The 13302-nt window shown below is 36.3% G+C and carries 14 protein-coding genes; 12 read left to right on the top strand and 2 right to left on the bottom strand.

All coding sequences use genetic code 11. The features are described 5' to 3' along the window. Positions 1 to 28: 28 nt before the first annotated feature. The 8 genes from CEY16_RS03790 (at position 29) to CEY16_RS03755 (ending at position 8617) form a co-directional block, all read left to right on the top strand. Complete coding sequence (locus CEY16_RS03790; RefSeq protein WP_101330632.1) at positions 29 to 772, top strand: pseudouridine synthase; 744 nt, start codon at positions 29 to 31, stop codon at positions 770 to 772. A gap of 65 nt (positions 773 to 837) precedes the next feature. Continuing rightward, positions 838 to 1377: a thiol-disulfide oxidoreductase ResA gene (gene resA, locus CEY16_RS03785; RefSeq protein WP_101330631.1), complete on the top strand. Its 540-nt coding sequence runs from the start codon at positions 838 to 840 to the stop codon at positions 1375 to 1377. 30 nt (positions 1378 to 1407) lie between these two features. Continuing rightward, positions 1408 to 3033 carry a cytochrome c biogenesis protein ResB gene (gene resB / locus CEY16_RS03780; protein WP_101330630.1) on the top strand — a complete coding sequence of 542 codons (1626 nt, stop codon included), beginning with the start codon at positions 1408 to 1410 and terminating at the stop codon, positions 3031 to 3033. A gap of 12 nt (positions 3034 to 3045) precedes the next feature. After that, on the top strand, positions 3046 to 4233 hold the full coding sequence (gene ccsA, locus CEY16_RS03775; RefSeq protein WP_101330629.1) for a cytochrome c biogenesis protein CcsA: 1188 nt from the start codon (positions 3046 to 3048) through the stop codon (positions 4231 to 4233). A gap of 32 nt (positions 4234 to 4265) precedes the next feature. Beyond that, positions 4266 to 4979, top strand: coding sequence for a response regulator transcription factor (locus tag CEY16_RS03770; protein ID WP_101330628.1), 714 nt, complete (start codon positions 4266 to 4268; stop codon positions 4977 to 4979). 2 nt (positions 4980 to 4981) lie between these two features. Further along, the gene (locus tag CEY16_RS03765) at positions 4982 to 6751 is read left to right on the top strand and encodes an ATP-binding protein (RefSeq protein WP_101330627.1); all 1770 of its coding nucleotides are present in this window, start codon (positions 4982 to 4984) and stop codon (positions 6749 to 6751) included. A gap of 92 nt (positions 6752 to 6843) precedes the next feature. Then, complete coding sequence (locus CEY16_RS03760) at positions 6844 to 7377, top strand: sigma-70 family RNA polymerase sigma factor (RefSeq protein WP_101330626.1); 534 nt, start codon at positions 6844 to 6846, stop codon at positions 7375 to 7377. Next, positions 7364 to 8617 carry a GerMN domain-containing protein gene (locus CEY16_RS03755; RefSeq protein ID WP_101330625.1) on the top strand — a complete coding sequence of 418 codons (1254 nt, stop codon included), beginning with the start codon at positions 7364 to 7366 and terminating at the stop codon, positions 8615 to 8617. Before CEY16_RS03760 ends, CEY16_RS03755 begins: the two co-directional genes overlap by 14 nt. Before the next feature lie 45 nt (positions 8618 to 8662). Here the strand turns inward: CEY16_RS03755 and CEY16_RS03750 are convergent, their stop codons facing one another. After that, a complete protein-coding gene (locus tag CEY16_RS03750) occupies positions 8663 to 9157 on the bottom strand; it encodes an inorganic diphosphatase (protein ID WP_101330624.1) in 495 nt (164 codons plus the stop codon). A 130-nt stretch (positions 9158 to 9287) separates the two neighbouring features. On the opposite strand from CEY16_RS03750, the gene CEY16_RS03745 reads away from it, so the two are divergent. After that, on the top strand, positions 9288 to 9794 hold the full coding sequence (locus CEY16_RS03745) for a helix-turn-helix transcriptional regulator (protein ID WP_202908595.1): 507 nt from the start codon (positions 9288 to 9290) through the stop codon (positions 9792 to 9794). A gap of 38 nt (positions 9795 to 9832) precedes the next feature. Here CEY16_RS03745 and CEY16_RS03740 read toward each other — a convergent pair whose 3' ends face one another. Then, positions 9833 to 10081 (bottom strand): ferredoxin, encoded by a 249-nt coding sequence (locus tag CEY16_RS03740; protein ID WP_101330623.1) that lies wholly within the window; start codon positions 10079 to 10081, stop codon positions 9833 to 9835. 132 nt (positions 10082 to 10213) lie between these two features. Between CEY16_RS03740 and CEY16_RS03735 the strand changes: the two genes are divergently transcribed. Genes CEY16_RS03735 through CEY16_RS03725 form a run of 3 tightly spaced genes read left to right on the top strand, consistent with a single transcriptional unit; the run spans position 10214 to position 13297 of the window. Further along, positions 10214 to 11254: a YpbB family protein gene (locus CEY16_RS03735; protein ID WP_101330622.1), complete on the top strand. Its 1041-nt coding sequence runs from the start codon at positions 10214 to 10216 to the stop codon at positions 11252 to 11254. Between the two features lie 4 nt (positions 11255 to 11258). Then, positions 11259 to 12713: a RecQ family ATP-dependent DNA helicase gene (locus CEY16_RS03730; protein ID WP_101330621.1), complete on the top strand. Its 1455-nt coding sequence runs from the start codon at positions 11259 to 11261 to the stop codon at positions 12711 to 12713. A 5-nt stretch (positions 12714 to 12718) separates the two neighbouring features. After that, on the top strand, positions 12719 to 13297 hold the full coding sequence (locus tag CEY16_RS03725; protein ID WP_101330620.1) for a CPBP family intramembrane glutamic endopeptidase: 579 nt from the start codon (positions 12719 to 12721) through the stop codon (positions 13295 to 13297). Positions 13298 to 13302 lie beyond the last annotated feature (5 nt).

The following is a 13302-nucleotide window of genomic DNA, read 5'->3' as shown; positions in this document are numbered from 1 at the left end:
AAAGTGAACAAACTAAGAGGTGAATGGAATGACTACAAGCGGAGAACGTTTACAAAAAGTAATCGCTAAAAGTGGGATTACTTCAAGAAGAAAAGCTGAAAAGTTGATTGAAGATGGAAGAGTGAAAGTGAATAAGAAAAAAGTCACTGAACTAGGTACAAAAGTGACAGGGAATGATGTCATCGAAGTTGATGGTGTACCGATCGAGAGAGAAGCACCAAAATATTTCCTCTTGTACAAACCCCGAGGTGTAATTTCTAGTGTCAGTGATGAGAAAGGTCGGAAGGTAGTTACTGATCTCATCAGCGAAGAAATTGAAGAACGCCTATATCCAGTTGGTCGTTTGGACTATGATACTTCCGGAATTCTAATTTTGACAAACGATGGAGATTTCACACAAAAACTGATTCATCCCAAATACGAATTGGATAAAGTATATGTGGCAAAAGTAGACGGTCTATTATCAAAAGAAGAGGTTCTTCAACTGAAAAAAGGTGTCGTTCATGAAGGTGAAAGACTAAAAGCAGTAAAATCTCGAATGTTATCAGCGGATAAGTCTAAAAAGAAATGTATTGTAGAACTGACACTTCATCAAGGTAAGAATAGACAAGTGCGCAGGATGTTCGAAGCCCTCGGTTATAGGATTGATAAATTGAAACGTGAGAGATTCGGTCCAATTACTCTGGAAGGGATGAATCCAGGACAGTACCGTGAACTAAATCCCCACGAGGTTAAACTGCTACTTGAGGAATCACAGCAAAATGTTAAATAATGTTCAAACATCATCATTTGTTACTTTAAGCCAAGTGTTATAATTGCAGTTAAGGAGTGGTCCTTATGAATCCTAAAAAGAAAAAAAGATATATTTTCAGAACTGTAGTCCTTTCGACCTTGGTTCTCACACTGGTTGCGGTGTTGGTAGTGAATGCTCAAAAAGACAACCCGGCACTTACAGAAGGTGATCAAGCACCAAATTTCAAATTGGACCGTTTAGATACTGATGGTTCTATTGAATTAGAAGAATTAAAGGGTAAAGGTGTGATGATTAATTTCTGGGCGACCTATTGTGAACCTTGTAAAAAAGAGATGCCCTACATGGACGAGTTATATCAAGAGTATGAAGAAAAAGGTATTGAAATCATCGCAGTAAGTGTAGATAAAAATGAATTAGTAATTAATAATTTTTATAATCGATTAGATTTAAGTTTTCCAAGTGTACATGACAAAAGCAGTGTGATTATGGATTTATATCAAGTAGTTCCATTGCCTACTTCTTATTTTGTCAATCCTGATGGTTCTATTGAGAGAATCGTAAAAGGACCTCTTACATTGGATCGCTTAGAAACTTACCTGCAAGAAATTGTACCTCAGAGTTAATTTTATCGACTGAAGTTGAGGGGTTTTTTCATGGAAAAAATAAAATGCGAATGCGGACACATCAATCACGAAGGTACGGTTCTTTGTGAAGCATGCGGGAAACCTATCCAGGGGAATCAGCATATTGATGGAAATGATGATCGAAAACTATTAGATATGAGATACGATGGCAGCGCTCGTCGATCGAAGACGTATAAACGAACATTAGTTGATAAGGTATGGGCATGGTTTTCTTCGGTTAAGGTTGGAGTATGGCTGATAGTCGTTGCACTTATAGCTTCAGCTGTAGGTACAATCTATCCTCAGGAACCTCATATCCAATCACCATTACCTGCCGAAGTCTATTATAAAGATGAGTATGGAATGGCTGGTCAGATTTATTACCAATTAGGATTCCATAATTTATATAGTTCATGGTGGTATATTACATTAATCGCTTTGATTGGTATTTCATTGATTATCTGTTCAATTGACCGAGTAGTACCTCTACATAGAGCTTTGAAAAACCAAAGTCCTAAAAGACATGAGGTTTTCATCCGTAGACAGCGATTATTCAGCGAATCAACAAGTGCTACATCAGAAGATCAAAATCGCATGGTAGAAAATCTGAAAAAGAAGCGATATAAAATCACTTCTGAAAACGGCCACATTATGGCTGAGAAAAATCGTTTTTCTCGTTGGGGTCCATACGTTAATCATATTGGTTTGATCATTATATTATTAGCAGCAATTCTTCGCATGTTCCCTTTCTTCTATAGTGAAGGGTACGTGTGGGTTCGAGAAGGAGAAACGAAAATTATCCCTTCTACCCAACAAGAATATTACATCGAGAATAAGGAATTTATTTACGAAACATATGACCGAAACGACGAACGCTTCCAAGAAGCATTAGAAAATGAAGAATTTGATGTCCCGAGTAATTTTCAGACTAATGCAGTGGTCTACAAAGTAAAAGGGGACACAATAGCTGGGCAAGAACCTGAATTGGAACCTGTATCTGAAGGAGAGATTCGTTTGAACCAGCCATTAACTTTTGATGGTTATTCAATCTTCCAAGCAGGTTCACAAATACAAAGTGAATATGCATCCATTGAACTTGAATTGAGTGATGCTGAAGGAAATGCAATCAAAGAATTTGAATATGATACAGGAGAAGCTCCTCAAAAAATTGATTTGGGCGATGGTTACCAAATGGAAGTGGAAGAGTGGTATCCACAATTCACTATCACAGATGAAGGAGCATCATCCGACTCGAAATATCCACGGAATCCGGGGATCATCTTTAATTTGAGTGGACCTGAAAATGAAGATGGTGAACGCTTCTTTTACTTAGAACAAGAAGTTTTACCACTTTCTGAAGGTGGGGTTTATGATGTATCATACTCTGACTCTGAATTAATTACAGCATCCGGTCTTTCAGTGAAAAAAGACCGGACTTTATGGATGTTTGGATTAGGTGCAGCAATCTTCTTGATCGGTGTGAGTCAAGGTCTATACTGGCACCACCGACGTATCTGGATTCAGCCAAAAGAAAAAGGAATTCTTCTAGCTGCACACACGAACAAGAATTGGCATGGAATCAAGCAAGATATCGAACAATCAATCGAAAAAACCAAAATTAATATGACGGAAGATCAACAGGAATTAAAGGAATAAGGAGGGACTATTATGGATTTAGTACAACTAAGTAGTAACTTTTTGTACGGGGCATTTATTGCTTATTTGGTAGCTACTATGTTTTTCGGGGCTACCATAGGAAATAAACGTTCTGCAAATATGAAGTCTAAAGCTGCAAAAATCGCTATTTCAATTACCATCATAGGTTTTCTATCACAACTTGTATTTTTTATCGTAAGGTGGATAGCTTCTGGACATGCTCCCGTAAGCAATATGTTTGAATTCATTGCATTTTTTGGGATGATGATGGTATTAGGGTTTATCATTATATATTTCATTTATAGAGAAACTGTGATGGGACTCTTTGCTTTACCAATTGCCACACTAATCATCGGTTATGGTAGCATGTTCCCAAGAGAATTATCACCATTGGTTCCTTCTTTACAATCTCATTGGTTGTACATTCATGTAACTACAGTCTCTTTAGGTGAAGCAATTCTTTCAATCAGTTTTATCGCAGGATTGATTTATTTGCTCATCACGGTGAATCAGTCAGTTCGTTCTAAAGAGACTTTTTGGTTGGAATTCATTTTATATTCCATTTGTGCGACGCTGGCGTTTATTATTTTGTCCACGTCGTTCAGTGTGATGAATTATGAAGTTGAATTTACACAGATGATAGATGGAGGAGAACGTCAGACATCTTATGAGTTACCAACATTATTCGAACCACATGATTCAGAAGTATTAACTGAAGGTGCATTTACAACTGGAATAGAAACTCCAGGGTGGATGAATGGTGCAGACGCTGGACGTAAACTGAATAGCTTTGTTTGGTCGATTTTAGGTGGACTTATTTTATACGGATTTTTACGGCTCATCTTACGGAAACGTGTGGGAGCAAGTTTACAGCCTTTCTTCATTAAGATGAACCCTGATCGTGTAGATGAAATCATGTATCGTGCTGTATCTATCGGGTTTCCGGTGTTCTTCCTTGGTGGCTTAGTATTTGCAGCTATATGGGCAGAACAGGCCTGGGGTCGTTTCTGGGGATGGGACCCTAAAGAAGTATGGGCACTAGTTACATTCCTTTTCTATGCAGCCTTTCTTCATCTGCGTCTTGCAAGAGGCTGGCATGGTAAAAAATCTGCTTGGTTAGCAGTTATTGGCTTTGCAATCATCATGATTAACTTGATTGTGGTCAACCTAGTTATTTCAGGGTTACACTCTTACGCTTAAATCGTTTGATCAGTTAAAGGAGCTGTTGCGAAATGTCTGAAGAAGCAAAAATTTTAGTAGTGGATGATGAAGAACGAATTCGTCGATTATTAAAACTATATCTATCAAGAGAAGGTTATGAGATCGAGGAGGCTGCCGATGGACAAGAAGCATTGTCAATGTCTTTAGCTACAGATTATGATGCTATTTTACTTGATTTAATGCTACCAGAGATGGATGGGGTTGAAGTATGCACTAAACTCAGAGAACAAAAAGCTACCCCTGTCATCATGCTCACAGCTAAAGGAGAAGAATCGAACCGCGTCCAAGGATTTGAAGTAGGTGCTGATGATTATATCGTTAAGCCTTTCAGTCCAAGGGAAGTTGTATTACGTGTTAAAGCACTACTAAGACGCTCTTCTGCAACGAAGTTTCTTAAGACTGAATCAGATTCACATGACGTTTTAGTATATCCGCATTTATCAATAGATAAGGATGCTCATCGTGTACTGGCGGATGATACAGAAGTGAATTTGACTCCTAAAGAATATGAGTTACTTTATTATTTAGCTAAAACACCTGATAAAGTTTTTGACCGAGAAGAACTCCTCAAGGAAGTGTGGGAGTATGAATTCTTTGGCGACCTAAGAACTGTTGATACTCATGTGAAAAGACTAAGAGAAAAATTGAATAAAGTATCCGAAGATGCAGCTAAAATGATTGTGACCGTATGGGGTGTCGGATATAAATTCGAGGTAAATGAGTAAACATGTTTTGGAAAAGTGTTGTTTTCAAGCTTTGGTTTACCATCATTTTATTAGTAGCTTTCATTCTTATGATTGTAACGGTCTTACTTTTAGAGTTCTTTGAAAACTTCTATGTAAATGAAGCCGAAGAAAACCTATTGAATCAAGCTGGTAATGTTGCGACCGTTCTGCATGAACATGATGATGAAACATTGCAAATGGAAACAATTGATCAGTTGATGGACCCATCAACCCAATTGACCATTTTCTTCAATGAACACCGCTATTGGCAGAATGAGGCTACCTCTGAAGAAAATGGAGCGATCGATCCAAGCTGGTTCATCTCAAATGAAAAAATTAATCAGGTATTGAATGAAAGAGAAGAAGTGAAGAAAATCACAACTTTTGAAGGTTCTGATACTGAATTAGTTGTAGTGGGTACACCAACTTTAGACGGTGAAGGTGCTGTTTATGTATACCAATCATTAGATGTTGTCCAAGAAACAACCACTCACGCTACAAAATTAATTCTTATCACGGCCACAATCGCCATTATCTTGACAACTGTATTCGCATTCTTCTTGTCAAATCGAATTACAGCTCCATTAATAAAAATGAGAAAAGCAGCATCAGAACTATCCCGTGGTGAATTCCACACTAAAGTTCCAGTTTTGACTTATGATGAAATTGGTGAACTAGCCAATTCTTTCAATAGAATGAGAAGGCAGTTAAATTTTCATATTACAGCATTGAATCAAGAAAAGTCACAGCTTTCAAGTATATTGAAATCTATGGCTGATGGTGTTGTAACTGTCAATCGAAAAAACGAAATCATGCTTATTAATCCACCAGCTGAACAGTTTTTGGAACGTTTCGCTTTTGAGAATGAACAAGATTCTCTAGACTTGCCTAAAGAGATCCAAGAAGATTTTGATAAAGTACTCCGAAATGAACAAGAAATCTTAAAAGAAGTCACTACTCAAGGTAGAGTGTTTGTTTTAGTCATGACTCCTCTGTACAATGAATCAGTTATTAGAGGTGTAGTGACAATCATTCGCGATATGACTGAAGAGAGACAATTAGATAAATTGAGGAAGGACTTTCTCGCTAATGTGTCTCACGAACTAAGAACTCCGATTTCCATGATGCAAGGATACTCTGAAGCGATTGTAGATGACGTAGCCGAAACGAAAGAGGAAAAGCAGGAGCTCGCCCAAATTATTTACGAAGAATCACTTCGGATGGGGCGTCTAGTCAATGATTTGTTGGATTTGGCTCGGATGGAAGCCGGTCATATTCATCTTAATCGTGAAAAAGTGCCACTTAAACCGTTTATCGATCGCATATCAAAAAAATTCACATCGATTGCGTCAGAACAACAAGTTGATTTGAAAACTGATTTTCAAGCTCCGCATGAATTTATTCATTTCGATCCTGACCGCTTGGAACAAGTGATGACTAATTTAATTGATAATGCTTTACGTCACACTCCTTCTGATGGCACCGTTTCAGTCATCGTAGAAGGTGATAAAGATGATTTAGTTGTACATGTGCATGACAATGGAAGCGGAATATCTGAAGAAGATTTACCATTTATATTTGAGCGTTTCTATAAGAGCGATAAAGCACGTACAAGGAATTCGGAAAAGAAAGGTACTGGTTTAGGTTTATCCATTACGAAACACATCATAGAAGCACATGGTGGAAATATCTATGCGAAGAGTAAAGTAGATGAAGGTACGACTTTTACTTTTTCTTTGCCATTATACAATGACCAAATACAAGAAGGATAATCTATTTTGATAATCCTTCTTGTATTTTTTTATAAAAGGCTGTAACTTTTTATTAAAGAATACGACTAATTAGATGAACTGGGGGCTCAAAGATGAAGGATATCTTTCAAGAGCTATATGACCAATACCATCATGATCTATACAAATTTATCTTCTATATGGTTAAGGAAAAAGTGACAACAGAAGACATATTACAAGAAGTTTATATAAAAGTGTTGAACTCTTACGATACTTATCAAGGTAAAAGTAGTAAAAAGACATGGTTATTTTCAATTGCAAAACACGTTACAATTGACCATTTCAGAAAACAAGGTAGGCGGAAGCAATATTCCGACCAATACTTTGATATTCAAGAAAGTGGAGAACGATTAAGAGACACGGAACCTTTGCCAGAAGAAATTGCTGAAACGAATGAATCAATGAGGCAACTTTATCTGGCGCTAGAAGAGTGTTCTGAAGACCAAAAAATGGTTACAATATTGCGTTACATACAAGATCTCTCAATAAGAGAAACAGCTGAAATCCTTAATTGGTCTACAAGCAAAGTCAAGACTACTCAGCATAGAGCATTAAAGCAACTACAGGCAACTATGAACCAGAAGGAGGGCATGAATGATGAGTCATAAATCAGAAAAAGATATTGAAAAATTACTATCTGAAATGCCCGATATTAAGGATGATCAATCATTTGATACGTATTACCAAAATGTAGCGAATCAAGTGGATAATAAGCCTAAGAAAAATCGACCAAAGAGAGGTTTCTATTTCCCGGCTCTTGTAACCGCAGCTGTTTTACTCTTGTCATTCATGGTAGCTATGCCTTTCCTTAGCCAAGATGAAGCTGGGGATGAAATGAGTACGAATGAGGCAAGTATGGAAGATTCAGATATGGAGAGTGCAGAGTCTTCTGAGGGCTCAGAGGATTCTAGAGAATTTTCAACAGCTGAAGACGAATCAAGTGAACTGAATGAAGTTCCGTCAGAGGAAAGTGGAGAAGAAGAATTTATGGACTCTGCAAAGCAAGTGATGACGATTGAAGAATTAAATGAAATGGGTCTCACTACTCGTGTAATTCAAGAAGATATAGCTAGGAATCAAGAAGATTGGATTTCATTTTATGCAATGGATGGGCAAGCGAACTACTTAGTACCTCTCACATATGTAAGTGATGGTGAAGGTAAAGAAGCTGAGTTTAATAACGCACAGACCAAAATTGAAGTTGATGGTTTGTTCACGAATATCTTTCAGTATGCTGAGTACATCGGTCAAAATAGTGAGAATGAACCACTGATTGAAGTGAATGATGAGGAAATGAGGCAGGTAGGTGGATCTGCTTTGGAAACTGGGTTAATCGATTCTATTCATGCTTTCTATGGGGACCTAGGCTATGAACAAGTAAGTTATCAAAATAAAGAGGGGAATACCCCTTCATTTAGTAATTATGGTGAATTCACTAATTTACCTATATCAGTACGTGAAAATTATTCTTATTTACTGTATGAACCCGAAGATACAGACACAAGTCTACTTTTGCCTGTTCCAGCTGATGACCAATCGGTAGAAGTGGCTTTAGAAGAAATGAAAAATGATAATGAAGATTTTTCTCTGTATGCTACTATACCAAATGAATTCAATTTTGTAGTTCAAAATTCAGACGAAGAAGTATTAGAAATAGGGATAAACGACGAATTTTCGTTCGAATCGACAAATGAGCACATGGTACTGATAGAAGCAATCTTGTTGACAGCTAAGTCTTATGGCTACGAAGCCGTAGTGTTCTCAGTGCAACAAGGTGTGAAAGAAGTAGGTCCTTATCAAATGAACCAACCGATCAAGGTACCTGAATATATCAATCCCATGGAATAAAGAAGGGGTGCTCCGAATCGAGCACCCCTTCAAAATATTTATAACCTATTTGTTTTGGTATCGAGAAATACATTCATCTACTAACTTACTAGCCGCTTCGACGCCTTCCCATTCACCGATTTCGGTCTTTTTACCCTGAAGATCTTTATACGTTTGGAAGAAGTGAGAGATCTCGTCCAATTTGTGTTGAGGGATATCGTCTAATGAATGAATATCCTTAAAACGTGGATCCTCTACTGGAACTGCTAATAGTTTTTGATCTTCTTCACCGTCATCGATCATGTTTAGGAATCCGATGACACGAGATTCAATTACACACCCTGGGAATGTTGGATTAGTAACCAATACCAAAGCATCTAATGGATCGTTATCCAATGCTAGCGTTTCATCGATATAACCATATTCAGCTGGATAGAACATAGATGAGAATAATACTCGGTCCAGTTTGAATACACCTTTTTCTTTATCAAATTCATATTTGTTCTGGCTTCCCGTAGGGATTTCAACTAATACATCAATAATTTTATTGTTCGCCACAATACATCCTCCTAAAACGATTTGTCGATTATCTATTATAGCAATCTTTATATATTAAGAAAAGAAAGTTTCATGTTAAAATGATTTTAATTGACTATTAAGGTACTTTTAATTCAAAAAGTTGGTGAAATTGATGAATGAAATGGATCTACGGGTTTTATTATCTCCAAAAATTCGTATCATTCGAGCTGAATATCAATACAACCAAGAAGAAATGGCTGAAATTCTGGGAATCTCGAAGAAAACATTAGTACAGATAGAAAAAGAACGAATTATAGCAAGTTGGCCAGTAGTAATTACATTCGGGGCAATGTTTCGGGAGAGTTCTATTTTACAGCAAACACTAGGAGAAGAAGATATAATCGAAATTTTTCAGTTAGTTGGTAGATCTAAGATTGAATTTGAAAAACAAAAAACGATGGGTGGAAAAGTTTGGTGGTCTAATTTAAAAGAAAGAGAAGGCTTTTTCATTCAACAGAATATTATTAGTAAACACTATCGTGTTGTGGACCAACATGATTTTAGATACATGAGTACCTTCAAGGAAGATGAGGCGAAGGATTTTCTAGAAAGATTGATTAAATCGAATCAGTCATATTCAAGGGGAGTCCATCCATTCTCAAAAAAAGAACCAAATTAATTGCGTTTTATTAAGAAGGCAATTAATTTGGTTCTGCATTATTTAAATTTATTTGGGTCTCCTTCAAATGATTCTTCAGATACCCGGATCGATTCGGTAGGACAACCTTCGAAAGCATCTTCTAAATCCTCAATCAGCTCTTCTGGAACTTCAACTGTTCCTGAATTATCATCTATTATATTGTGGGCAACACCTTCGAAGTCATAATCAAATATATCTGGTGCACTTGTTCCACAAGCCCCACAAGCGATACAAGTGTCTTTATCTACAATCGTGAATTTTGCCATGAGTGAAACCTCCTACTATCAATGGCTTCTCTATTAGTCTATTCTAAAGACATAATGAACGAATGTAAAATACTATAAACTAACAAGTGCTTTTTAGAGAAGTTATCAAATTCCTAAGGTGAGTGATATCAATTGACCTTTAAAAAATTGATCTTACATATATGTACTAAAGTAAATAAAGAAAGGTCGCCTTCTGCGGCATATCACGTATTGACAGGAAAAAAATCAGGTCAGACGTTACAAGACATTTCACTTTTCCAAATAGAACATTTTTTTGGACTCTTACCTGACTTGGAAAAGCAAGAAGTCGATTCGGTGGTAGATGAATTAGTCGTTGAGAAAGTGATAACTTTAGATGACGGGATTGTACACATCCAGAAACCGAAACAAATAATATCACTAAATAGCTCGCCTTTCTGTTACCTTAATGGAGAGAAATTTCATCGAGTTGAAAAAGAATTTTATTCATCATTATTGTTATTGACCCAGTCAATATCTCATTTAATTTATAATAAAAATCGTTTTATACCTATCGTGGAAGATCGACGAGTTCAATCAAGAGTCAAACAAATAATAAGCCAGCCGAATAATAATGCTGAATCTTTAGCTGAAAAATTGTATCTAGAGATGCACAGGGTTTTGTTACAGTTACCAGAAGAGGTTTCAAACATGTATTTGAGCTTGATGAGTCGTGAGAATTACATAGGCTTAACCTTCCATCAGCTTGCAGAGAAAAGGCAGGTTAATTTCAGAGATATTCAATTAGAAGTCAGTGGAGTGAACCATTTTATCATGCAGGAAGTTATTGATCATCCTGAAGATTACTCAATTCTCAGGCAACTATTCGATCAAAAGGTTCAAACATTGACGAACTCAGCCTCAATCACGTACGAGTACTTGAAGCAAGATATGGATTTGAACTCTATTGCGAATCTAAGGAACCTGAAGTTAAGTACAATAGAAGACCATGTTGTAGAAATAGCTACAAGGGTACAAACCTTTCAAATTGAAAATTTTATTTCAGATGACACAAAACAAAAGATTATCGAATCAGCAATGGAATTGAAAACCATGAGGTTGAGGTTGATCAAAGAGCATTTAGATGATTCATGCAGTTATTTTCAAATTAGGCTCGTTTTGACTCAGATAGGTGAACTTGAATCGAAGGGGTGATGAAATGCTTCAACAACACGAATTAGAAAAAAAGTTATATGAACATTTTGGTTATGAAAATTTTCGTGAAGGTCAACAAGAAATCATCCAATCTGTTATCAGTGGGAAGCACACATTAGCAACTCTGCCTACTGGAAGTGGTAAATCCATTTGTTATCAATTACCTGCCCTAATCACTCCTGGCTTAACTATTGTCATATCACCTTTAATTTCTTTGATGATCGATCAAGTGAAATGGTTGAAAATGCACCATATTAAATCTGTTGAAGCTATCAACAGTTTCATATCTCCGAAAGAAAAAGAAGAAATTCTAATGAATCTATATCAATTAGATATCTTATATTGTTCTCCTGAAATGCTTCAACAAGAAAAGGTTATGAATCGCTTAAAAAGTATTCATATAAATTACCTGGTGATTGATGAAGCGCATTGTATTTCTCAGTGGGGTCATGAATTCAGAACTGACTATTTACGTTTGAAAGACAGTATAAAAATCCTTGATAACCCTACTGTCCTAGCGTTAAGTGCAACTGCGACTCCAGACATACAACTGGATATACAAGATCAATTAAACGTCGATTTGGAAATGTTGATCAATCCGATGGACCGCGAAAATATTTCCATGCTTGTCGAGGTAGTTGATAGTGACTCAGTGAAAAAACGTATTTTGCTAGATACTTTACAATCATTCAAAGTTCCCACAATGATATACTTTTCCAGTCGAAGCCAAGCGGAAAAAGTGTCTCATTTATTGAATGAAAAATTACCTGACAGGGAAATTTCTTATTACCACGGAGGAATGGAGCAGCGTGATAGATTACAAATTCAGCAGCAGTTCATGAATGATCAGTTAGATATTATCTGCTGTACGAGTGCTTTTGGAATGGGAATCAATAAAGATAATATCCGTCTAATCATCCATTACCATATGCCATCGACTGTAGAGTCATTTATTCAAGAAGTAGGAAGAGCCGGAAGAGACCACCTACATAGTGTAAGTTTACTTTTATACCGGCCTGGTGATGAGAATATTTCCTATCGGTTGTTAGAAAGTGAACTACCAACTCACCAAGAAATCAAAAAAGCTGTAGATGGTTATATTGGTGGAGATAAAGATTTCTCATCTCTGACTGAAACGCAAGCACGATTCCTTGAGTATCAATTGACTCATCGCACTGACGGAAAGCAATTGATGATTGAAAAAATAATTAATTCACGAGACAAGCGAATTATGGTTAAATATAAAAGTGTTCAACAAATGCTAAATTGGGTCTTTAGTGAGAATTGCAGAAGAGAAGAACTATATTCTATCTTTCAATCACATATTAAGCCTACTAGTTTTCCGTGTTGTGAGCATTGTGGATTTCAATTAGAAGAATGGACACCAGAACAAACACTGTATGAAAACCGTTCAATTGACTGGAAAGAACAATTAAAGGTGATATTCAGACAAAGGTGATATTTATGAAAAAGAATAGACAAGCGAAAATCGTAGAACAATTGACCGATCGACAACTTCTATTGAATCTATATTTATCACAAAGTATGTTCCTTTTCGTAGCGATTATTGGTATATGGATTTTCTTTGACTCATTCAGAACATTTTTTCAGTTATTTCAATGGAATCCATCTCAGGTTTTCTTATATGGTATCGTGCCTGCTTTATTAATAGTTATTGTGGATATAGTCTTAATAAAAATATTGCCAAAGAGATTTTTTGATGATGGGGGAATCAATGAAAGAATTTTTTCCATGTTATCCATTCCTCATATATTTCTTATTACATTTATCATTGCTGTATCCGAAGAGTTATTGTTCAGAGGTTTAATTCATACTGAAGCAGGTTATATTATTGCTAGTTTAGTTTTTGCACTTATTCACTATCGATATCTTCACAAGATAGTACTTCTTATATCAGTTTTGTTATTATCTTTTTTAATAGGGTATATGTATGAAATAACGCAAAATCTTCTAGTGCCAATCGTAGCTCATTTCTTCATCGATTTACTGCTAGGAATCTATTATCGACTAAACATGAGGTGATGGAT

Source organism: Halalkalibacillus sediminis, from assembly GCF_002844535.1.
Classification (GTDB): Bacteria; Bacillota; Bacilli; order Bacillales; family Alkalibacillaceae; genus Halalkalibacillus_A; species Halalkalibacillus_A sediminis.
Note: the sequence above shows the minus strand (reverse complement) of the source record. Positions and strands in the feature narration are given on the sequence as shown.